Here is a 20,662-nt window from a genome sequence, read left to right as displayed (position 1 = left end):
TTTACGCTTGAGCCTGGAGCAACGTGTTCATCATGCTCTGCACCACCGACATCACGTGGGCGTTGGCGGCATAGGCATTCTGGAGCTGGATCAGGTTCGACATCTCCGAGTCCAGATTGACTTTGGAGGTCGAGTCGAACTTGGCCTGGAGCGTCGAGACCACGACGCTCTGGCCCTGCTGGAGCTGGGTGGCCTGGGTCGAGGCGTTGGCCTGGATGCTCAGGAACTGCTGGAGGTAGCTCGAGACGCTGCCGGTGAAGGGCTGGTTCGCCGAGCCGAGGCCGGTCGTCGGCGAATAGGAGAACACCGCACTGGTGAGCTGCGAATAGAGATAGTCCGAACGCGTGGTGTCGCCCGCGGGCGTCACCGGCGAGGTGTTGTAGACCGACAGCCGCGTGGGATCGCTGACGAGCTGCGTGTTCACGGCAATGCGCCCGGCAAGCCCGGTCATCTGCGAGCCCGAGGCGGTGATCGCACCGGTGTAGAGCGCCTGCCCGCCGTCGGTGAACACTGCCAGTTGCGGGCTGCCCGAGGTCAGCGACGAGATCGTCTTGGTGGTCGAGGCCGAATTGACCTTGGCAAGGCCGGTATTGTCATCGGTCACCCGCAGCGTCGTGGCGGTCGCCGGCGACGGCGCGGCGGAGAAGGACAGATGCGAGCCTGAGAGCGCGGTGTTGAGCGCAGCTGCGATCGCGCTCATGCCGCCGGAGAAATTGACGCCCACCCGCATCGGGTTGGCATTGGTTGCGTTCTGGAGCGGCAGCGCCGCCGGATCGGTCACGTTGACGAGCGTGATCTGGCGCTGGGTGTTGGTCGCAGTGTCCGTGTAGGTGATGTTGACCGTATTGCCGGGCTGCGCACCGGCAAGCTCCAGGTCGAAACCGGCCGGCGGGCCCGAGACCGTGCTGCCGGCCGTGGTCTTGTCCGACAGCGCGCTTGACATCGTCGCGGCGAGCTGGTCGATCTGGTTTTGCGCCTGCACCAGCGTCTGGTCGCGCAGCTTCAGGTCGGCCGCGATCTGGCCGGACGAGACCACGTTGTTGGCGACGACGTCGAGCTGCGAGCCGTTCGGCAGTTTGATGTTGAGCGCACCGACGCCGGACTTGGCCGGGTCGATGTTGTAGAGCGAGGTCGCCGACAGCGCGCCGGCGGAAGCGAAGGTGAATTGCGAGGCGAGCCCGGCGCCGACCAGCTGGACGCCGGTCGTGGTGTAGATGTTGGCCTGGTTCGAACCGTCGGTGGTGACGCGCACGTCGACGAATTTCGACAGCGTGTTGATGGCCTGGTCGCGCTGGTCCATCAGCGTCGCGGCAGAGGGATCGTTGGACGACAGGCCCTGGAGCTTGGTGTTGATGTCGGCGATCTGCTGCATCGCCGCGTTGGCGGCTTGCGCCGAGGTGCCGAGATCCTGCTCGACGTTGGAGCGCAGCGACTGGATGCCCTTGGTGGTGACGTTGAGCTGCTGCGCCAGCGCCTGCGCCGCCCCCAGCGCAACGGTCTGCGCCGACGACGCGCCCGAGCTGGTCGACAGCGCCTGGAGCGCCTTGGTGAAATTGTTCAGCGCGGTTTCGAGCGTGCCGTTATTGCCGGGCGTGCCATAGACACTCTGAAGCTGCTTCAGGATGTTGGCCATCTGGTCGGCGTAACCGCTGCCGCCGGTCTCGGTGCGCAGCTGGTTCAGCACAAAGGTGTCGAGCTCCCGGCTGACGCCGGTCGTCATCGCCGTCGAGCCGAAATCGCCGGTGGTGACCTCGATCTGGTTCGGCGTCTGGACGACGTAACCCGGTGTCTGCGAATTGGCGACGTTCGAGGAGACGATCGAGAGCGCGGCCTGGTTGGCACGCAGACCGCTCATCGCACTGGCAAGGGCTGAACTCAAACCCATGTGGACTTACCCGCCTTTGGTTACGTCACGCGCCGATCAGCGCAACACGTTCAGGAGGTCCTGCACCATCGAATTCGCGGTCGTGATCACCTTGGTGTTGGCCGAATAGGCCTGCTGGGTCACGATCAGCTTGGTGAACTCGTCGGCGATGTCGGTGTTGGAGCCTTCCAGCGACGAGCCGCTGATGGTGCCCGAAGCGCCGTCGATCGCCGGTCCCGACTGTTCGGTCGCAGCGTAAGCGCCGCCGTCGAGGGCCTTCAGGTAGTTGGTGCCGTTGAAGTGCGACAACGAGACCTGCGCGAGATCGAGGTTCTGGCCGTTGGAGAAGGTGCCGACCACGAGGCCGTTGTTGTTGACGGAGACCGAGCGGAGCTGACCGGCGGCGTAGCCGTTCTGGGTGATGGTGTTGATGGTCACCGCGCCGCTGGTGCTGGCGTATTGCGTCAGCCCGCCCGAGGAGATGTTGAAGGCGACCGAGCCGAGCGACTGGCCGCTGACGCTGACGTTGTTGATGGTGATGCCCGAGCCGCTCGGCGAGGTCAGCGAGCCGTCGGCGGCAAAGGTGAAGGTCTGTCCGGTGTTGACCCAGCCGACCGTCGTGCCGGTCGCGTTCGGGTCGGTCTGGTAGAACAGATTCCAGCTATCGCTATGCCCCGTGCCCAGAGAGGCACTGTCGGTCTTGGCCCAGCGCAATTGCAGGTTCACCGGCGTGCCGGCGGCGTTGTAGGCGGTCACCGCACCGCCGCTGATCGATTCCTTGGTGAAGGTCGCGATGTCGTTGCCGATCACGCCGCCGGTGCCCGCGGTGCCGCCACCGTCGCGGTTCTTGTTGACGGTCGAGGTGAAGCCGAGCGCGGCGAACGCCGCGCTGTTGGAGCTCGACACCTGCAGGTTGGAAGCGGTGCCGGTGTTGAGCGTGATCACGCCGCTGCTGCTGACCGACGATCCCGACGCACCGGCGAGCGCGTCGATCTTGCCGAGCAGTGTCGTGATGTTGTCGGTGACGTTGATCTGGTTCGGACCCGAAGCACCCGAAGCGACGAAGGTGAGCGTCTGACCGTTCACGGTGATCGTGTCGGCGGGCGGGCCTGCCGAAAAGCCCGACGAAAGCACCTCGGCGCCGCCGGCGGTCGCGGTGCCGCTCAGCACCGTGGCGCCGGTGATGGCGGGCGAGGATAGCACGTTGCCGCCGCGCGTCACGCTGCTGATGCCGAGGGCCGTCGCTGCCGTGCCGCTGCCGATCGCCACGTCGGTGCCGGTGCCGGTTGAGATCACGATATTGCCGCTGGCGTTGAGCGAGGCCGTGACACCGGCACCACCGGCGGTCTGGATCCCATTCAGGATGTCGGCCACCGTGGCTGTCGTGCCCGCGCCAAGTCCGATCGTGGTGTTGTTGCCGACGGTCGACACCGTGGTGCCGGCGTTGAAGGTGATCGTGTTGCCGTTGATGGTCAGCGTCTGGCCGCTCAGGGCCGTGAGGATGCTGGAGGCGAGATGGGTGCCAACGGTGTTGTCAAGGGACGTGGTGGTCGAAGCCACCGCGGACGAGTTGTTTTGAAGCGCAACCGTGCCCGTCCCTGTCGTCGACGAATAGGCCGAGCGGATGTTGCCGGTGGCGGCTGCGCCGGAGACCGTCGCATTGGTATAGGGCGCAGGCGGTGTGCCAACCGGCAGCGGGTTGGCGGCGAAATCGGACGGGTTCAGGCCGCCGGCCGCCAGCAGCGTCTTGCTCGCCGCGGTCGAGCTCGCCGCCGTGTTCGGCTGGCTCGGTAGGTTCGCTGCGTACTGGATCGAGGTCGTCGCCTGTGCCGGGATGAAGTTGTTCTGGAATTTCAGGACGGACGACACATTGCCGGTCGGGTTGCCGGTCTTGGGGTCGACCGTGACGCCCATCAGATAGTAGCCGGCGCCGTTGACCAGGTTGCCGTTGGCATTGAGCTGGAAGTCGCCGCGGCGGGTGTAGTAGGTGACGCCGCTGAACACCGGGACGTTGTCGACGACGCCGGTCGCCTTCTGGATCGAGAAGAAGCCGTCGCCGGTGATCGCCATGTTGGTGGCGACGGTGGAGGACGAGATCGTGCCCTGCGTGGTGATGGTGGCCTTGGCGTTGGCCGTCACGCCGCCCGCGACCTGCTTGCTCGGGACCGAGGCGTCGGGAATGAGATCGACGAAGCTGGTGCCGATGCCCTTGTAACCGGTGGTGGATGAGTTCGCGATGTTGCCGGAAATGTTCTGCAGCGCGTAGGACTGCGCCTGCAGGCCACCCACCGAGGTGTTCATTGCATCGAAGATACCCATAACTTTGTCTCCAAATCCGATCTCGGCGGCCGGTCGACCATGGCCGCGGTCGGGGGAGACAGTCGCAAGGGCTATGCCAATGCGGGTATCTTCAGGAAATCAATGACTTAAACAGACAGATCCCGGTCGGATGACCGGGGCACAATTGCCGGGCCGGCAACAATTGCCGGGGCGCATCGTCGTTCCGGGGCGATGCGAAGCATCGAACCCGGAACCTCGAGATTCCGGATTCGATGCTCACGCATCGCTCCGGAATGACACCTCAACTCACTACGTTGCCGACGCTGCCGCGGGGTGGAAGACCAGCCCAAAACCATCGATGCAGTAGCGCAATCCGGTCGGCTTTGGACCGTCATCGAAGACGTGGCCGAGATGGCCGCCGCAGCGCCGGCAGTGCACTTCGGTACGCACCATGCCGTAGGTGCGGTCCTCGGTCTTGCCGACATTGCCCTCGATCGGCTGGTAGAAGCTCGGCCAGCCCGTGCCGCTCTCGAACTTGGTCTCGGACGCGAACAGCGGCAGGTCGCAGCCGGCGCAGGCGAAGATGCCTTTGCGATGCTCCTTCAACAGCGGGCTCGAGCCCGGCCGCTCGGTGCCGTGATTGCGCAGGATCTCATATTGCTGCGGCGTGAGCTGGGCACGCCACTCGGCCTCCGTCTTCGTGATCTCGAACGTTTCCGCGGCCTTCTCGCCAGCCTCGGCAGGTGATCCTCTCAGCCAGCGGAAGGCCGAAAGGCCGAACAGGCCGGCGACGGTCGTTAGCAGGATGCGGCGGTCAAACATCTCATTCTCCGTGCGCGGGAAGTCCACGCCCTGAGATACGGGCTCTAACGGCCGACGTTACACTTCCGGGCGGAATTTTTCTCGGGCTTATTGCGGGACGCTGGCGTCCTGGGAGGCAGGTTCCGCAGCCTGTTTCACGCTTCGGTCGGCATGTTCCGGTGCAGGCGCCGGCTGCGGCCGCACACCCGGCGGCGGACGGCGCGGACCGGTGCCGGCGGCGCGGTTGGCCTCGGCGAGACGGGCCTCGCGTTCCCGGTCCTTGACCCTGGCACGTTCGCGGTACCGGGCCAGCGAGCCCGCTGCGGCCGAACTCGCCCTGCCCCAGATGCCGACCAATTGGCCGGCAACGCGGCCGGTCGCCCCACCGGCCCAGACCAGCTCGAACGGCGAGAACAGCTTCCAGCGGTCATCGCCCCACAGGATGCTGCGCGCGATCAACTGCCCGGCCATGGCCGAGGTGTTCATGCCCTGGCGGCCGAACCCGCTCGCCACCCACAGGCCTTTGCGCAACTGGCCGATCTGCGGCATGCCGTGCACGGTGTGGCCGGTGGCGCCGCCAAACGTCTCGCTGATCTCGACGTTGCCAAGCTGGGGGAAGATCGTGCGGATGCGTCGACTGACGCTGCCTGCAAAACGCTGCGGTCGCGCGGCCCAGGTGGTCTCCGGGCTCTCCCACATCAGGCGGTCGCCATCGACGATGCGAAATTGGTCGACGCCGTCGGAATCCATCACCGATCCCTTGAAGGCGATGATCTCGTGCACGCGCTCGCCGAGCGGCGCGGTGATGCCGGCATAACGCCAGACCGGCAGCAGCGTCTCCGACAGGCGCCGCAAGGGCGCGCCGAGATGGATGTTGCCGGCAAGCACGATGTGAGTGGCGCGCAGCCGGGCCGAGGGCGTGACGATGCGCTTGCGGATGCCGGAATGATCGATGCTGACGACCGGCGTGTCCTCGAAGATGCGGGCGCCTGCCCGCCGCGCCAGCGCCGCAAGGCCGTGCACGTATTTGCGGCCGTCGACCTGGAACGCTCGGGGATAGTAGACACCGTGGAAGTAACGATCTGTCTTCAGCGCCTCGCGGACGCGATCGACCTGCCAGCCCCCGACCTCGGTGTCGAAATCCTCGTTCAGCATCTGCAGCCGGCTGATCAGCCGGTCGCCGGCATCGACGTTGGAGACCTCCAGCACGCCGTCGCTGGGAGCGATCCCCGGCATGTTCTCCTCGGTGGCGTTGGCGCGGACGAATTCGGCCCCCTCCTTCGACAGCGCCCACAATTCGCGCGCGTCCTCGAAACCGATGCGCTCGATCAGGTCAGCGAGCGGCAGCGCAAAGCCCGGCATCACGGTGCCGAGCTGGTTGCCGGAGGCGTTCCAGCCGATATGGCGGCCCTCGAGCACTGCGACGCTGGCCCCGAGCCGGGCCGCCTCCAGCGCGATGGAGAGCCCCGCAAGCCCGGCTCCGATCACGCAGATGTCGGCGTCGAGATCGAACGACAGCCGCGCGCGGTCGCGAAAGCCGGCTTCTTCCTGGGACACGCTTGTGAAAGTCTCGCTCATGTCGTTTTCTTAGAGCATGATCCGGAAAAGTGTGCAGCGGTTTTCCGAAAAGATCATGCTCAAAACAAATTTTTGAAGCGCGATGAGGGTTTGTCCAAATCTCATCGCGCTTTAAAGGACCAACTAGGCGCCTGTCACCTTGTCCTCAACCGGCGCCTGTAGATTATCCTCAACGTGGAACGATTCGAGAATGCCATGCGCCGTTTGATGCTGCTGCGTCACGCCAAGACAGAGACTGACGCGCCAAGCGGCCGTGACCAGGACCGCCGGCTCGACGACCGCGGCCACAAGGATGCCGCGCGGATGGGCGACTGGATCGCCAGCCATCCGCCCTTCCCCGATACCGTGCTGGTGTCGCATGCCGTCCGGGCACGGCAGACCTGGGACATCGCCTGGACGACGATGAAGGACCGCGTCCGGGCGCCGCAGGTCGAGGTCCTGCCCGAACTCTACGGCGCCGATCCCGCGCAGATCCTGGAATCCATTCGCACTGCAACGATTCCCGCCGATCCGAAGCGGTTGCTGCTGGTCGGCCATAATCCCGGCATGCATGAGATCGCCCTGATGCTGATCGGCGGCGGCGATCACGCCGGCGCCAAGGCGCTCGCCCACAACCTGCCCACCGCGGGGCTTGCGATCTTCGACTTTGACGTCAAGGATTGGGGGGACGTGGCCTACCGCCGCGGCAAGCTGGTGCTGTTCGTCAGCCCCAAGCTGCTTCGATCGGCCTGAGACGCGCGGGCGCCGTCTCGACCGGTCGATCCAGCTTGGTCACATGAGCGTTTTCGAGCGAAGTGGACACCGGTTCGCGTCAAGAAAACGCGTCCAAACAAGAAGCTGGAGCTCCGTTCCGATTCCATCGGAACGGAAATGGCTCTAGACTTCCTGACTGGAAGACTGGAGGCGCAGATGTTCAAGTCCATCCTCGTGCCCATCGACCTCGCCGACACCGACCTCGCCAAGCCGGCGATCGCGACCGCAGCAACGCTGTCGCAGACCTGGAGCGGCACGGTACGCCTGCTCAACGTGCTGCCGATGACCCCGGTCATGCTGGCCGAATACGTGCCGGCCGATTTCGACGAACAGCAGCGCCAGACCTCGGAGGAAGCCCTCGCCATCGTCGCGCGCGAATCCGGCATAGATGCTTCCCGCATCTCCAGCGTGGTGCGCCAGGGCGGCATCTACCACGAGATCCTGGAAGAAGCCGTGCACATGAAGGCCGACCTGATCGTCATGACCTCGCATCGGCCGGCGATGCGCACCTATTTCCTCGGCTCGAATGCCGGGCACGTCGTGCGCTATGCCAAGTGCTCCGTGCTGGTGGTCAGGCACTGAACTCGGAGCAATGTCGTGAAGCAATGGTGGCGGAGATGGACTTACGAGGTCCCGCTCGCGATCGGCGATGCGCTATGGGAGGTGCTGGTCGTACAACTGGCCGCGCTGCTGGACAGGCTGACGGTGCGGAAGGTGATCGCACTCATCCCCGTCGCGATCATCGTACTCGCCTACTACCACAGAATCCCGATTCCGCCGGAGCTGATCCTGGTCGGCGACTTCCTCGCCTACATCGACATCTTCTCGGTGCTGATCCTGCTCGGCTTGCTGAGCCGCGTCGCGACGATCCTGTTCGTCGTCAAACAGGCGGCGGCACGTATCGTCACGTTCGCGGGCAGCGTCGCCGCCCATGCGCAGCGGCTGGACCTGCGACATCGGCGCGAACGCAGCGCCTCGAGGCCTCACCGCAAGTCGAGCAGAACTGAAGACGATCGAGCATATGACGGAGCGTGGGATCAGGTCGCGATCGCCTGATCCCCGCGGCCGCTCACAGATACCGCGACAGCTCGGTCTTGAACTGCCCGTAGACGGCGTCCTCGATCTGGCTGCGATTGATTCCGATGTCGCGCAGGGCGCGGTCGTCGAGCTCGTTCAGGGTCTTGACGGCGGAGCGGCGCTCCAGGCTGTCGAACAGCGCATAGACGGCGGTGACGAGCGTTGCAAAAAATCCGCTCGACGAGGATGGGCGTAAACTCCGCCCGGCAGTTTGCGAGATCGTGGTCATTCTTCTTCTCCGGCGTGCTGTTCCGCGCGGCGAAGCAGGTGCCGTTGGCGCGGACGCTGTCAGCGCCTGCACCTCATTTGCCGTCGGATTGCTCTCGCTCCCCTCGGCTCAATCGCGGAACTTGATGGAACTTAAATGCTCCAGTACACTTCTCGGAGCAAGTAAAACATTGCTCTCGGTGCAATAATGTCCAAGTTCGAGTACGTGAAGCTTGCCGATGCCATTGCCGCGGATATCTCTAACGGCACGTTAAGACCCGGCGACCGGCTGCCGCCGCAGCGCAATTTTGCCTATGATCGCGGCATTGCGGTCTCCACCGCGAGCCGGGTTTACACGGAATTGCTCCGCCGCGGCCTCGTGGTCGGCGAGGTCGGCCGCGGCACTTTCATCTCCGGCGACGTCAGGCGTGAAGTCGAGACGATCAGCGAGCCGGCCGACGCGCGGATCAATTTCGAGGTCAATTATCCGTTATTGCCGCAGCAATGGGCGATGATCGCCAAGAGCCTCGCGGGGCTCGAGCGCGTCGACGCGCTCGAATCCGCGCTGCGCGTCTCGACCAGCACCGGCACCAAGAGCGCGCGCGTTGCTGCCGCCGCCTATCTCGCGCGCAAAGATTTCACGCCGCAGGCCGAGCAGATCGTCTTCACCGCTAACGGCAAGCAATCGCTGGCGGCCGCGCTCGCCGCGCTCGTGCCGACCGGCGGCCGCTGCGGCGTCGAGGCGCTGACCTATCCTTACGTCAAGAGCATCGCCGCGCGGCTAGGCGTGACGCTGGTGCCTATACCGATGGACGAATTCGGCGCGCGCCCCGACGCGATCCAGAAGGCGCATCGCGAGGCGCATCTGTCGGCGCTGTATCTGCAGCCTATCATCCAGAATCCGCTCGGCGTCACCATGAACGCGACGCGGCGCGCCGACATCATGCGCGTTGCCGAGAAGCTCGATCTCACCATCATCGAGGACACCGTCTACGGCTTCCTCGCCGACGACACGCCGCTGGCGGCGCTTGGGCCGGACCACTGCATCGTGCTCGACAGCCTGTCCAAGAAGGTCGCGCCGGGGCTCGCACTCGGCATCCTGGTCGCGCCGCCTCACTTGCGCGAAAGCGTGATGAGCGCGGTCCGGACCGGCGGCTGGATCGCCTCGGGCCACGCGCTCGCGGCCGGGCAGCGGCTGATGGCCGACGGCACCGTCGCCGAGCTGACGCGCCTGAAACGCATCGATGCCGCGCGCCGGCAGCAGACCGCGGCAAGGTTGCTCGCCGGCTACCAGCTCGCCGCCGACCCACGCTCCTATCATCTCTGGCTGACGCTGCCGCCGCACTGGCGCTCGCAGACTTTCGTCGCCGCAGCAGCAAGGCGCGGCATCGCGCTGACGCCATCCTCGACCTTCGCGATCGCGCATGGACATGCACCGAACGCAGTGCGGCTCGCGCTCGCTCCGCCCACCCCGGAGCAACTCGATTCCGGCCTGCGCACGATCGTGTCGCTGCTCGGCACCAAGGAAGAGGATTTCGACTCGACGGAGTAGCTCAGACCTCCGGCCAGTCCGCGATAAAGCCCCTCGCCTTGTAAGGCTCGATCTTGTCCCATTCGTGCAGCATGCGGCGGCGAAATTCGGCATCGGTATGCCAGAGCGCACGCGGCGTCGCGAAGCTGTCGACAGTGAGCAGCATCTTCTCGACCTCTGGCCAGTGCCGCTGCAGCGTCATCGGGTAACGCCGCGCGGTCCAGGTGTTGCCGAGGCAGATCACACTGCGGATGTTCTTCAGTCCAAGCGCCGCATCGATGATCGGCAGCGAGAAGATCACGTTCTCGCCGGTGTTCATCGCGCGGTGCTCCTCGAGGATAAGGTCCGCCGGAACGCCCGCCGCGACCATCGCGGCCTTGATGATGTTGCACTCGGATTGCTCAGAGCCTGGCGTGACACCGCCGCTGACAATCGACCAGCGGAACAGGCCTTCACGCCACAGCCTTGCGGCGGTGTCGGCGCGCAAGCCAACGTCTTCACGGGTGCCGAACATGAACAACAGGTCGGCTGGCTGGAGCGGCGTCTCAATCAGATGCGTGCGGTTGATTCTGGCGATCTCATCTGCCGTTGGCCGACGGGTGCTGCGGTCCATGACTGGCATGACCACAAGATGCGACGCCGGCGCAGGGACGCGAAGTCACGTTTGATTGCGGCCGATTGCACCTAAGGCAGCAGGGCCTTCGGCACACGATCGAAACTGTAGCTCTGCGGCTGGTTGCGCCGCACGAAGCCGCCGACCTGCCAGGCGAACAGCGCGGCGAAGCCGAGGATGAACAGCACACCGGCGAATTCGCCGGTCATGAGGGCGCGGATCAACAGCCCGGCCATCGCAACGGCGAGCAACGCCAGGAACGCCAGCACCGCCGCATAGGTCTTGCGGCCGAGTCCTGCGGTCAATTCGGCGCGGCTGCCCGCTTTCGCCATCCGCGCATGCAGCTCGATCAGAAAATCGCGAAAACCGTTGTCCTGCGGCGCCATCAGGGCCGCGGTCTGCCAGCTCGTCGACAGGATCGCGATGCGGCCGCCGCCATTGTGGCTGACATCGGCGCGAAAGCGGTGCTGCTGCATCGACACCGGGCGGAACGACAGCCGGATCGCCGAGATCTCATCATAGCGCCACAGGCCCGAACGGCCGGCGATATGCCAGGACAACCCCTCCTCCGTCAGCTCGAAGCGATGCGCCGAACCGATCAGCGACGCCTTGTAGGCGTAGCTCGTGGCCGCCTCGGCTCCGGAAACCTGCATCTCGAATTCAATCCCGTCCGCGATGTGCTTGCGCGATCGCCCTCGCCCATCCTACAAGCGAGACATGGCTGAGACGACATTTTTTCCGCGTCGCCTGATTCTCGGCGCCGCAATGATCTCCGGCGTGCTGCTCGCGCTCGCGGTGCACATGCTGGGCGCGCGCTACGGTCTCGACCTTGGCGGCCTCTGGCGCCCCGACACGCATGAGTTCATTCCGGCGGGCGCTGCGATCGCGTGGTGGCTGATCGCAACCGTCGGCTTCTCCGGCGGCTATTTCACGGCGACCCTGATGCAGAGCGCCGTCTCCGGCCAGATCCCGCAGCGCATGCGGCAATTCCTGATCGCGGTCGGCGTGCTCTTGCTCGCGGGTGCCGGCCAAGTGGCCTCGGCGCCGAGCCCGATCCCGACCGTCTCGGGCGTGCTGGCCGGACTTGCCGCATTGTGCCTCGGCGCCGTGATGGCGTTCTGTGGCGCGCATTTCGCGCTGCGCCGCGGCTAGAGCATGATCCGGAAAAGTGCAAAGCGGTTTTCCGATTAGATCATGCTCAAACAATAGCGTCCTCTAGGCCGAGGCGCGCAGCCGCGGCCGTTCCAGCATCATCGCCACTTCCGAGGCAGGCCGCGGCTTGCTGAACAGATAACCCTGCGCCTGGGTGCAGCCCTCGCGCCGGAGCAGCTCGAGCTGCGCGTCGTTCTCGACGCCTTCCGCCGTGGTGACGATGCCGAGGCTGCGGCCGAGGCCGGTCACGGCGCGGATGATCGCCATGGAATCCTCGCGCGTCGCAAGCTCCGACACGAAGGAGCGGTCGATCTTGATCTTGTCGAACGGGAAGCTGCGCAGATAGCTCAGCGACGAGTAGCCGGTGCCGAAATCGTCCAGCGAGATCCGCACGCCCATGGCGCGCAGCTCGTGCAGCGTCGTCAGCGTCGCCTCGCTGTTCTGGAGCAGCACGGATTCGGTGATCTCGAGCTCGAGGCGGCGCGCCTGAAGTCCCGAAGCGGCCAGCGCCGCGGTCACGGATGCGATCAGGTTCGGGCTCTTGAACTGCACCGGCGACAGGTTGACGGCGACGTCGATATCGTCGGGCCAGCTGGCGGCGTCGGTGCAGGCGGAGCGCAGCACGAATTCGCCGAGCTGAACGATGAGCCCGGTTTCCTCGGCCAGCGGAATGAAGCTGATGGGGGCGATCAGGCCGCGCTGCGGGTGGTTCCAGCGCAACAGCGCCTCGAAGGCGACGACCCGGCCGCTGGCGACGTCGCGGATCGGCTGGTAGTACGGCTGGAATTCGTCGCGTTGCAGCGCTGCGCGCAGATCCATTTCCAAGAGGCGCCGCGCCTGCGCGCGCGCATCCATGCCGGTCTCAAAGAAACGATAGGTGCCGCGGCCGTCCGCCTTGGCGCGGTAGAGCGCAAGATCGGCGTTCTTGAGCAGCTCGTCCGGATTGCTGCCGTCCTGCGGCGACAGCGAGATGCCGATCGATACACCGATGACGATCTGATGGTCGTCGATCTCGTAAGGCGCCGAGATCACCTCGACGATGCGGCCGGCAAGCGACCTCGCAGCGGCTTCCTCCGACCGTCCGATCTGGACCACGGCGAATTCGTCGCCACCGAGCCGCGCCACGGTGTCGTGCTCGCCGACGGCGGCCTTCAGCCTGCGGCCGACCTCCTTGAGCAGTGCATCGCCGATGGGATGGCCGAGCGAGTCGTTGATGTCCTTGAAGTTATCGAGATCGAGACAGAGCACCGCGAGCTGGTCACCCGACTTCGCCCGGTTCAGCCCCTGCTCGAGCTGCTCATGGAACAGCACGCGGTTCGGCAGGCCGGTCAGCGCGTCATGGCGTGCCATGTGCGAGATCTTGGCCTGCGCCTCCAGCCATTCGGTGATGTCCTCGAAGGTCGCGACCCAGCCGCCCCCCTGCATCGGCTGGTTGACGACGCGGATGGAACGGCCGAACCGGTTGACGACGTCGGTCGTGGTGCGGCCCTCGCGCGCGTCGGCGACGAGGCGCGCGAAGAATTCATTGGCGTCGCCCTGCCACTGGCCCTTGGCCTGCTCTTCCCTGAGCACGTCGACCAGCAGGCGGCCGACGAGTGCGATGTCGGTGCGGCGAAACATCGCCGCGTAGCGCTCGTTGAACAGGATGATCTTGCCGTCCGCGTCGAACATGCACAGCCCCTGCGACATGTTCTCGAGCGCGGAATCCAGCACCAGTTGCTGGCGTCCGAGTTCGCCCTTGGCGCGGCGATCGAGCAGCGCGGCAACGAGCGCAATCGCGATGATCGCAACTGCGGCGCTGGCGGTGAGGAAGGACATCGAGGCAGGCGGAACGGCGAGCCCGCTGATCGCGAGCGTCGGGTCCGGCGTCAGCAGCACGGCACCCATCGCCGTGAAATGATGTGCGACGATGGCGAGCGTCAGCAAGGCGGTCGCACTCAGCGCATGGGAGAGATCGTCGCGTCGCGCGGCGACGAACAGCGCGAGTGCAGCAAAGACAATTCCGAGCAGCACCGAGACGGCAACCGTGCTTCCGATCCAGTCCACGCGAGCCGGCATCTCCAGCGCCGCCATGCCGGTGTAATGCATCGCCGCGACACCGCCCCCGACGATGGCGCCGCCGACGATGACCCAGGCCGCGCGCGAGGACGATACCGCGATGCTCAACCCCACGAAGGTCACGGAGATCGCAAGGATCAACGAAACAATCGTGACCGGGATGTTGTAGGCGCCGGCATCACCCGGGCCGTAGGCAAGCATCGCGATGAAATGCGTCGCCCAGACGCCGCATCCGCTGACGGCAGCATCCAGGGTGATCCAGGCGAGGCGCCCCGGTCCCCGCGCCGCGCGCGCCCGGTGAAACAGGCTGATCGCTGCTGCACTCGCGAGCAGGCAAACCGCTCCGCCAAGCGCGACCAGACTCCAATCATGCTGTTCCGTGAGACAGTAAAGAACTTGATACATTGCGGGCCCCTATGGACCCGCACTTGAACCGACAGAGGTGGACGATCGGTAACCGGCTATGTGCTGCTTCCCCGGATGGTGAACGGGAGATGTGTTCATTCGCTCGGATTGTTCATCCCCTGCGAAGGCGCACCGATCCCGATCACGGCGCGGAGGCTCATCGCCCCCAGCGTCAGCGAGGTCACAAGACGCGAGCCGGCGCGCTGCGCGCCGGCTTCGTCGTCAAAGGATTCATACTTGATGGTGCTGACACGCATGCTGCCACCTCGGTTGCAGCCCCATGCGGGATATAGGCTATCGGCGCGCCGTCATGCTTCGACAATGGCGGAAGGATGGATGTGCAGCGATCGTGTTGCCCCGCCACCAGTGTCATGCCCCGCGAAGGCGGGGCATCCAGTACGCCGCAGCTTCTCCGTAACCACGACTGTCTCTGGAATACTGGATCGCCCGCCTTCGCGGGCGATGACAGAGTCTATGTGGCGGCAGCGCCGCGGATCACCGCGACGCACTCCACAGCTCGCCTTACCTAGCTCGCCGCGCGCAGATTCACCTTGCTCTCGGCAAGCGCCGTCAGCTTCTTGTCGGTCGCCTTCTCTTCCTCCAGCGTCTTGGCGAGCACGCTGGCACAGTCGTTGCGGCCGAGCTGCTTGGCCCAGGCGATCAGGCTGCCATAGCGCACGATCTCGTAATGCTCGGCGGCCTGCGCCGCGTTGATCAGGGCGGCGTCGAGCACCGCCTTGTCGGCGACTTCGCCGGCGGTCTCATCGGCTTCCTCGATGATGCCGTCGATGGCCGGGCAATCGACCGCCTTCACGGCGACGCCGTGCATCTTGAACACTTCCTCGAGCCGCGTGACATGTTGCTTGGTTTCTTCGAGGTGCGTCAAAAAGCCCTGTTTCAGCTGCGGATCGGTGGCCTTGCTGGCCATTTTCGGCAGCGCCTTGGTGAGCTGCTGCTCGGCGTAATAGATGTCCTGGAGCTGGTGCACGAACAGGTCGTTCATGGTCTTGATGTCCTTTGTGAACAGTCCCATCGTTCCAATCCTCTTGCGTTTCGGGAACACGGAGGCAGCGGCTTACGCGAAAAAGCCGCTTATTCCGCCATGTTCGGTTACTGATGGGCCGCTAACGAGCGCCCGGCATCGACGTTCCATAAAAGCCAGAAGCGCTTGAGCTGGAACAATGCAGGCGGCGGTACGATATGAAATCGTGCCGGCACGTGAACGTACGATCCGGGCCTATCTGCCGACTCATATGCTTAACGCGCGCCCGATGTGAACCGCATATGACAAAAGTAGCCGGTCTGGCGCAGAACCTATCCTTGTCAAGGGCTGCACAAGTCACCGTTTTTGCCTTAAATGAGCTGGATCATATCTAGCGATCGACACTTGCCTTCGGCAATGATCGCGCCCGACTGGCCAATACCCGGCCGGGTCGGTCTTGCCCCCCGCCGGGAGGATGAATGCACGGACTGCTGCCCGCGCTGAAACGCGGCTTCAAGAGATGGATTGGCTGGCGACGGCTCGGAATTGCCGCGAGCGTCTTCATCATCGCCTTCGCGATCACAACGCTGGTGCGGACCCTCAAGGGCATCGATACCGGCGTCATCCTGACCGCGTTAACCGAGATTCCCCGCGGCAGCATCGGGCTGGCGGCGATCTGCGTCTTCTTCGCGTTCTGTACGCTGACCTTCTATGACTTTTTTGCACTGCGAACGATCGGCAAGAAGCACGTTCCCTATCGCATTGCAGCGCTGTCCAGCTTCACGTCCTATTCGATCGGCCACAACATCGGCGCCACGGTGTTCACCGGCGGCGCGATCCGCTTCCGGATCTATTCGGACTACGGGCTGAACGCGATCGACGTCGCAAAAATCTGCTTCCTGTCGGGCCTGACCTTCTGGCTCGGTAACATCTTCGTGCTCTCGATCGGCATGGCCATCCATCCGGATGCCGCCTCCTCGATGGATCAGCTCCCCTCGTCGCTCAACCGGTTGATCGCTCTCGGCGGCCTCGCCTCGATCGGCGCTTACCTGGTCTGGCTCTGCATGGGCGAGAAGCGGCGCGAGCTCGGCCAGAAGGGCTGGAAGGTGGTGCTGCCCTCGGCACCGCTGACGCTGGTGCAGATCCTGATCGGCGTGGTCGATCTCGGCTTCTGCGCCACCGCGATGTACCTGCTGATGCCGGCCAATCCGCCGATCGACTTCCTCTCGCTCGCCGTGGTGTTCATCCTGGCGACGCTGCTCGGCTTCGCCAGTCACGCGCCCGGCTCGATCGGCGTGTTCGACGCCGCCATGCTGCTGGCGCTGCCCGAATTCGGCCGCGAGCAGCTCCTGGCAACGCTGCTGGTGTTCCGCCTGCTCTATTTCGTGATCCCGTTCGGTCTCGCCATCTCCATCATGGGCACGCGCGAGCTCTGGATGAACGTGGTCGAGCCCTGGCAGGAGCGGCGGCGGCTGGCGGAGGCCTGCGCCCAGGCCAATCTGCCCAAGCAGGTGACGCCGATGGAGCGCGAACGGCTGCTGCGGCAGGCCAATAAACGGTAAGGCTTACGATCTGGAGCCGGAGGGGTTGCCCGCGGAGAGGCAATCCTCTCTTATTTCCGCCTCAACTTTGCCGTTGAAAACGCGGGCCATGACCCCTGGATCCCTTCGCACCCTCTCCGCAAGCCTCCTGCTGCTTGCCGGAATTCTGACCGCTTTGCCGTTTCCGCGCGCGGCGGCGCAGGATGCCGGCGCCATGCAGATTTCCTGGGAGGTGCGCAACCGCTTCCGCCTGCTCCGCGAGGAGCGCGACTTCCTGCTCCATGTCGAGAACGCGCGTAATCGCAGCATTTTGGCCGCCGAGCAGTCACTGGAGCTCCAGAGCGAGGGGCGCGGCTGGGCCCGCAACATGGTCAACCGGCTCTGCATCGACCTGCAGGGCCGGGTCAATCAGCCCTGCACCCGCGACAACGTCAAAGAGAACTACCTCACGCCGATCGACCATCCGGTGACCGTGCGCCTCGTCGGTGCGGTGCCGGTCGGGGCCACCTGTGCCTGGTCGTTCGACGACGGCGACGGACCGCAGACCTCGACCTTCGACTGCGCCGAGCCGGTCAATTTGCGCGTCCGCTACGGCAAGCAGACGGTTGCAACCGTCGATGTCTCCGCCGGCTCCGACCCGACCCAGCGCGTCCAGACCGAGATCCAGGTCCGCGACGTCTTCGTCGCCGGGCTTGGCGACAGCATCGCCTCGGGCGAAGGCAATCCGGACCGGCCGCTGGCGCTGTCGGACGAGGGCTTCTGCTTCCGCTCCTATCTCGGCACCGCCGGTGCGCAGTACTACCGGCCGAGCCGCGCCGGCTACAAGGGCGGCCGCGCCTGCGAGGCGCCGGACACCCTCGCCAACTGGCAGCACTACAGCGCGCTATGGTTCAATGCGCCCTGCCATCGCTCGCTCTACAGCTACCAGGCCCGCACCGCGCTGGCGCTCGCGGTGCGTTACACCCACATCGCCGTGACCTTTCTGCCGCTCGCCTGCACCGGCGCCAGCATCGGCGACGGGCTGTTGGGCTCACAGCGCGCCCGCGAATGCCCGCCGGGCAAGACCGGCGTCTGCAACACCAGCGTCAATGCGCAGGTCGCCGAGCTGCGCGAAGCGCTCACCGCGGCAAAGAAACGCCAACCGGACCGCACGCTTGATCTCGTGCTGCTGTCGGTCGGCGCCAACGACGTCTATTTCTCCGGCCTCGTCGCCGACGTCATCGTCGACACCGCGACCGAGCGCGCGCTGTTCCGCCGCTCCGGCGTGATGGCGAGCGTCGACGATTCCCGCGACGCGCTGGCGCGCGAGCTGCCGCAGAATTTCGTCAAGCTGCGCGAGGCGCTGAAGCCGCTGGTCGGCGGCGACCTATCGCATGTGGTCTATGTGTCCTACGCCAATCCCGCGCTCGCCGACGGCGGCGTGCCCTGCCGCGGCGGCCGCGCCGGCTTCGACATCCATCCGTCCTTCAATGCCGATCCGCAGCGCCTGGCGCGCGTCTCGACTTTCGTCGACACCGAATTTCTGCCGCAGCTGAAGGGGCTCGCCACCTGCACCCGCGGCGCGCTGTGCCGCGATCCCGAAGCCGACCGCATGACCTTCGTCGACGCGCATCAGGCCGCGTTTGCAGACCACGGCTTCTGCGCCCATTCCGGCAACGATCCCGAATTCGACCGCAGCTGCTTTGCCGAGAACGGCCAGAGCTTCAACCCTGATATCGTGAGCGCGGCGAGCCAGCCGATGCTGTGCGGCCGCAGCGCCTCGGAGTACCGTGCCTACCTGCCGCGCGCACGCTGGATCCGCGACGCCAATGACAGCTATTTCGCCGCGATGACCTATCCGCAAGGCCTACCGGCCGCGAGCCAGCCGACCGACATCCACGACGCGACCTGGGGCGTGCTCTCCGCCGTCTATGGCGGCGCCGTGCATCCCAGCGCCGAAGGGCACGCCGCGATGGCGGATGCGGCACTGCCGGCCGCAAGCGCCGTGCTCGGCCTCGATGCCGCGCCGCCCAACGTGACGCGCGGATTTCTGCCGCAATTGCTGCCGAGCGCACAGCAGTAGAAGGCGAGGACTCCCTCTACGAGTCGTCCTGGCGAAAGCCAGGACCCATTACCACCGTCCGCAGTTTGGCGAAGATTGGTAATGACTAGCGCGCACCACAACTTCTCCCTGGGGTAATGGGTCCTGGCTTTCGCCAGGACGACGATTGAGCGTGTGCAATCGTCGTTGCCTATCACCACAATCGTTCCCCTCGCCCTGCCGTTCCATCAATCCAAAAACGGCATCGATCGATACCCCCTTGAACTTGGACACTTTGCCGCGCGCGCCTCTAGGAGTCGCATTGAGGAAACATTTCGAGTTCTAAGGAGGCGCATGATGAGCGCAGTGGTGTCCGCAGCGGACGTGAGGAGGTCTCGCGTCAGGCTGTTCATCGTGACCATGTTGTTCCTGGTCACCACCGTGAATTATGCCGACCGCGCCACGCTGTCGATCGCGGGTCCCGCGCTCTCCAAGGAGCTGCATCTCGATCCCGTCGCCATGGGCTGGATCTTCTCGGCCTTCGGCTGGTCCTATGTCGTGGCGCAGGTGCCGGGCGGCTGGCTGCTCGACCGCTACGGCTCGCGCATCGTCTATGCCTTCAGCATCATCATCTGGTCGCTGTTTACGCTGATGCAGGGCTGGGTCGGCTTCCTCAGCGCCGGCGCCGCCATCGTCGTGCTGTTCGCGCTCCGCCTCCTTGTCGGCGTCGCGGAGGCGCCCTCCTTCCCCGCCAATGCCCGCATCGTCGCGGCCTGGTTTCCGGGCAACGAGCGCGGCACCGCCTCGGCCTTCTTCAATTCGGGGCAGTATTTCGCCACCGTGATCTTCGCGCCGCTGATGGGCTGGATCGCCCACGCTTACGGCTGGCGCTACGTGTTCTTCGTGATGGGCGCGCTCGGAGTGGTCATGGGCTTCGTCTGGCTCAAGACCATCTATGGCCCGAAGGAGCATCCCTCGATCAACGAGGCGGAGTTCGACTACATCAAGGACGGCGGCGCGCTGGTCGATCTCGACGCGCCCAAGGACGATCAGCTGCGCGGGCATGCGCCCGAGGCCGGATCCGGCTGGGACCACATCCGCCAGTTGCTTTCCAACCGCATGATGCTCGGCGTCTATCTCGGCCAGTACTGCATCAACACGCTGACCTATTTCTTCCTGACCTGGTTTCCGGTCTACCTCGTCAAGGAGCGCGGCCTGTCGATCCTGCAAGCCGGTTTCGTCGCGACGCTGCCTGCGCTGTGCGGCTTCATCGGCGGCGTACTCGGCGGCATCATCTCGGATGCCATCCTGCGCCGGACCGGCTCGCTGACCATGGCGCGCAAGATCCCGATCGTCGGAGGCATGCTGCTGTCGATGTCGATCATCGCCTGCAACTATGTCGACGGACAGGCGCTGGTGGTCGGCTTCATGGCGCTCGCCTTCTTCGGCAAGGGCATCGGCGCGCTCGGCTGGGCGGTCGTCTCCGACACCTCGCCGAAGGAAGCCGGCGGCGTCTCCGGCGGCCTGTTCAACACCTTCGGCAACCTCTCCTCGATCACCACCCCGATCGTGATCGGCTACATCCTGGCCGCGACCGGCTCGTTCAACGGCGCGCTGGTGTTCGTCGGGCTCAACGCGCTGGTGGCCGCCTTCGCCTATCTCGTCATCGTCGGCAAGATCGAGCGGGTGACGCTCAAACGTTCCTCCTGAGGGCTCCCATGGGAGCTTGACCAGGCAACTCAACGGCGGCTTCACAGCCGCCGTCTTTGTTTTGGGGATGATCGATGCTAGAAGTGCCGG

Annotated in this window: 18 protein-coding genes; 8 read left to right on the top strand and 10 right to left on the bottom strand. The window is 65.2% G+C overall.

Annotated features, from left to right (window positions below; genetic code table 11):
• Position 1: 1 nt before the first annotated feature.
• The 4 genes from flgK to JQ592_RS15220 all read right to left on the bottom strand — a co-directional run bounded on the left by flgK (position 2) and on the right by JQ592_RS15220 (position 6,523).
• Positions 2-1,885: a flagellar hook-associated protein FlgK gene (gene flgK / locus JQ592_RS15235; RefSeq protein ID WP_211403657.1), complete on the bottom strand. Its 1,884-nt coding sequence runs from the start codon at positions 1,883-1,885 to the stop codon at positions 2-4.
• Positions 1,886-1,921: 36 nt separating this feature from the next.
• Positions 1,922-4,183: a flagellar hook-basal body complex protein gene (locus JQ592_RS15230; protein WP_211403656.1), complete on the bottom strand. Its 2,262-nt coding sequence runs from the start codon at positions 4,181-4,183 to the stop codon at positions 1,922-1,924.
• A gap of 270 nt (positions 4,184-4,453) precedes the next feature.
• Positions 4,454-4,966: a peptide-methionine (R)-S-oxide reductase MsrB gene (msrB, locus tag JQ592_RS15225; protein WP_026311967.1), complete on the bottom strand. Its 513-nt coding sequence runs from the start codon at positions 4,964-4,966 to the stop codon at positions 4,454-4,456.
• A gap of 87 nt (positions 4,967-5,053) precedes the next feature.
• Positions 5,054-6,523 (bottom strand): NAD(P)/FAD-dependent oxidoreductase, encoded by a 1,470-nt coding sequence (locus JQ592_RS15220; protein WP_211403655.1) that lies wholly within the window; start codon positions 6,521-6,523, stop codon positions 5,054-5,056.
• A 195-nt stretch (positions 6,524-6,718) separates the two neighbouring features.
• Here JQ592_RS15220 and JQ592_RS15215 point away from each other — a divergent pair, with 195 nt between their 5' ends.
• From JQ592_RS15215 to JQ592_RS15205, 3 genes are all read left to right on the top strand, one after another.
• The gene (locus JQ592_RS15215; RefSeq protein WP_211403654.1) at positions 6,719-7,255 is read left to right on the top strand and encodes a SixA phosphatase family protein; all 537 of its coding nucleotides are present in this window, start codon (positions 6,719-6,721) and stop codon (positions 7,253-7,255) included.
• A gap of 177 nt (positions 7,256-7,432) precedes the next feature.
• Positions 7,433-7,858, top strand: coding sequence for a universal stress protein (locus JQ592_RS15210; RefSeq protein ID WP_183240113.1), 426 nt, complete (start codon positions 7,433-7,435; stop codon positions 7,856-7,858).
• Positions 7,859-7,873: 15 nt separating this feature from the next.
• Positions 7,874-8,332 (top strand): hypothetical protein, encoded by a 459-nt coding sequence (locus JQ592_RS15205; protein ID WP_211403653.1) that lies wholly within the window; start codon positions 7,874-7,876, stop codon positions 8,330-8,332.
• Positions 8,333-8,345: 13 nt separating this feature from the next.
• Here JQ592_RS15205 and JQ592_RS15200 read toward each other — a convergent pair whose 3' ends face one another.
• Entirely contained in the window at positions 8,346-8,582 is a 237-nt protein-coding gene (locus JQ592_RS15200) for a DUF1127 domain-containing protein (RefSeq protein ID WP_211403652.1), read from the bottom strand.
• 186 nt (positions 8,583-8,768) lie between these two features.
• Here JQ592_RS15200 and JQ592_RS15195 point away from each other — a divergent pair, with 186 nt between their 5' ends.
• Positions 8,769-10,112 carry a PLP-dependent aminotransferase family protein gene (locus JQ592_RS15195; RefSeq protein ID WP_211403651.1) on the top strand — a complete coding sequence of 448 codons (1,344 nt, stop codon included), beginning with the start codon at positions 8,769-8,771 and terminating at the stop codon, positions 10,110-10,112.
• 1 nt (position 10,113) lies between these two features.
• Here the strand turns inward: JQ592_RS15195 and JQ592_RS15190 are convergent, their stop codons facing one another.
• Entirely contained in the window at positions 10,114-10,713 is a 600-nt protein-coding gene (locus tag JQ592_RS15190; protein ID WP_211403650.1) for a YdcF family protein, read from the bottom strand.
• Between the two features lie 62 nt (positions 10,714-10,775).
• A complete protein-coding gene (locus JQ592_RS15185) occupies positions 10,776-11,357 on the bottom strand; it encodes a hypothetical protein (RefSeq protein ID WP_211403649.1) in 582 nt (193 codons plus the stop codon).
• A gap of 64 nt (positions 11,358-11,421) precedes the next feature.
• Here JQ592_RS15185 and JQ592_RS15180 point away from each other — a divergent pair, with 64 nt between their 5' ends.
• Complete coding sequence (locus JQ592_RS15180) at positions 11,422-11,856, top strand: hypothetical protein (RefSeq protein ID WP_211403648.1); 435 nt, start codon at positions 11,422-11,424, stop codon at positions 11,854-11,856.
• Positions 11,857-11,919: 63 nt separating this feature from the next.
• Here the strand turns inward: JQ592_RS15180 and JQ592_RS15175 are convergent, their stop codons facing one another.
• The 3 genes from JQ592_RS15175 to JQ592_RS15165 form a co-directional block, all read right to left on the bottom strand.
• The gene (locus JQ592_RS15175) at positions 11,920-14,319 is read right to left on the bottom strand and encodes a bifunctional diguanylate cyclase/phosphodiesterase (RefSeq protein WP_211403647.1); all 2,400 of its coding nucleotides are present in this window, start codon (positions 14,317-14,319) and stop codon (positions 11,920-11,922) included.
• Between the two features lie 95 nt (positions 14,320-14,414).
• Complete coding sequence (locus tag JQ592_RS15170) at positions 14,415-14,576, bottom strand: hypothetical protein (protein ID WP_211403937.1); 162 nt, start codon at positions 14,574-14,576, stop codon at positions 14,415-14,417.
• A 269-nt stretch (positions 14,577-14,845) separates the two neighbouring features.
• The gene (locus tag JQ592_RS15165; RefSeq protein WP_211403646.1) at positions 14,846-15,352 is read right to left on the bottom strand and encodes a ferritin-like domain-containing protein; all 507 of its coding nucleotides are present in this window, start codon (positions 15,350-15,352) and stop codon (positions 14,846-14,848) included.
• 428 nt (positions 15,353-15,780) lie between these two features.
• Between JQ592_RS15165 and JQ592_RS15160 the strand changes: the two genes are divergently transcribed.
• The 3 genes from JQ592_RS15160 (at position 15,781) to JQ592_RS15150 (ending at position 20,572) form a co-directional block, all read left to right on the top strand.
• Positions 15,781-16,863 (top strand): lysylphosphatidylglycerol synthase transmembrane domain-containing protein, encoded by a 1,083-nt coding sequence (locus tag JQ592_RS15160; RefSeq protein WP_211403645.1) that lies wholly within the window; start codon positions 15,781-15,783, stop codon positions 16,861-16,863.
• Between the two features lie 88 nt (positions 16,864-16,951).
• Entirely contained in the window at positions 16,952-18,904 is a 1,953-nt protein-coding gene (locus JQ592_RS15155; RefSeq protein ID WP_211403644.1) for a hypothetical protein, read from the top strand.
• 315 nt (positions 18,905-19,219) lie between these two features.
• Positions 19,220-20,572: an MFS transporter gene (locus JQ592_RS15150; protein WP_211403643.1), complete on the top strand. Its 1,353-nt coding sequence runs from the start codon at positions 19,220-19,222 to the stop codon at positions 20,570-20,572.
• Positions 20,573-20,662: the final 90 nt, after the last annotated feature.

This window comes from Bradyrhizobium iriomotense, assembly GCF_018129405.1.
In the GTDB taxonomy this organism is placed as follows: domain Bacteria; phylum Pseudomonadota; class Alphaproteobacteria; order Rhizobiales; family Xanthobacteraceae; genus Bradyrhizobium; species Bradyrhizobium iriomotense_B.
The sequence above is the reverse complement of the archived record's forward strand: the minus strand, read 5'-3'. Positions and strand labels throughout refer to the sequence as shown.

Excerpts from the sequence above, each read along its gene's own strand:
- JQ592_RS15200 (WP_211403652.1), bottom strand. The coding sequence starts at position 8,582 with ATGACCACGATCTCGCAAACTGCCGGGCGGAGTTTACGCCCATCCTCG.
- msrB (WP_026311967.1), bottom strand. The coding sequence starts at position 4,966 with ATGTTTGACCGCCGCATCCTGCTAACGACCGTCGCCGGCCTGTTCGGC.
- JQ592_RS15150 (WP_211403643.1), top strand. The coding sequence starts at position 19,220 with ATGAGCGCAGTGGTGTCCGCAGCGGACGTGAGGAGGTCTCGCGTCAGG.
- JQ592_RS15185 (WP_211403649.1), bottom strand. The coding sequence starts at position 11,357 with ATGCAGGTTTCCGGAGCCGAGGCGGCCACGAGCTACGCCTACAAGGCG.
- JQ592_RS15230 (WP_211403656.1), bottom strand. The coding sequence starts at position 4,183 with ATGGGTATCTTCGATGCAATGAACACCTCGGTGGGTGGCCTGCAGGCG.
- JQ592_RS15160 (WP_211403645.1), top strand. The coding sequence starts at position 15,781 with ATGCACGGACTGCTGCCCGCGCTGAAACGCGGCTTCAAGAGATGGATT.
- JQ592_RS15180 (WP_211403648.1), top strand. The coding sequence starts at position 11,422 with ATGGCTGAGACGACATTTTTTCCGCGTCGCCTGATTCTCGGCGCCGCA.
- JQ592_RS15155 (WP_211403644.1), top strand. The coding sequence starts at position 16,952 with ATGACCCCTGGATCCCTTCGCACCCTCTCCGCAAGCCTCCTGCTGCTT.
- JQ592_RS15170 (WP_211403937.1), bottom strand. The coding sequence starts at position 14,576 with ATGCGTGTCAGCACCATCAAGTATGAATCCTTTGACGACGAAGCCGGC.
- JQ592_RS15165 (WP_211403646.1), bottom strand. The coding sequence starts at position 15,352 with ATGGGACTGTTCACAAAGGACATCAAGACCATGAACGACCTGTTCGTG.
- JQ592_RS15220 (WP_211403655.1), bottom strand. The coding sequence starts at position 6,523 with ATGAGCGAGACTTTCACAAGCGTGTCCCAGGAAGAAGCCGGCTTTCGC.
- JQ592_RS15190 (WP_211403650.1), bottom strand. The coding sequence starts at position 10,713 with ATGCCAGTCATGGACCGCAGCACCCGTCGGCCAACGGCAGATGAGATC.
- JQ592_RS15175 (WP_211403647.1), bottom strand. The coding sequence starts at position 14,319 with ATGTATCAAGTTCTTTACTGTCTCACGGAACAGCATGATTGGAGTCTG.
- JQ592_RS15195 (WP_211403651.1), top strand. The coding sequence starts at position 8,769 with ATGTCCAAGTTCGAGTACGTGAAGCTTGCCGATGCCATTGCCGCGGAT.
- JQ592_RS15210 (WP_183240113.1), top strand. The coding sequence starts at position 7,433 with ATGTTCAAGTCCATCCTCGTGCCCATCGACCTCGCCGACACCGACCTC.
- flgK (WP_211403657.1), bottom strand. The coding sequence starts at position 1,885 with ATGGGTTTGAGTTCAGCCCTTGCCAGTGCGATGAGCGGTCTGCGTGCC.
- JQ592_RS15215 (WP_211403654.1), top strand. The coding sequence starts at position 6,719 with ATGCGCCGTTTGATGCTGCTGCGTCACGCCAAGACAGAGACTGACGCG.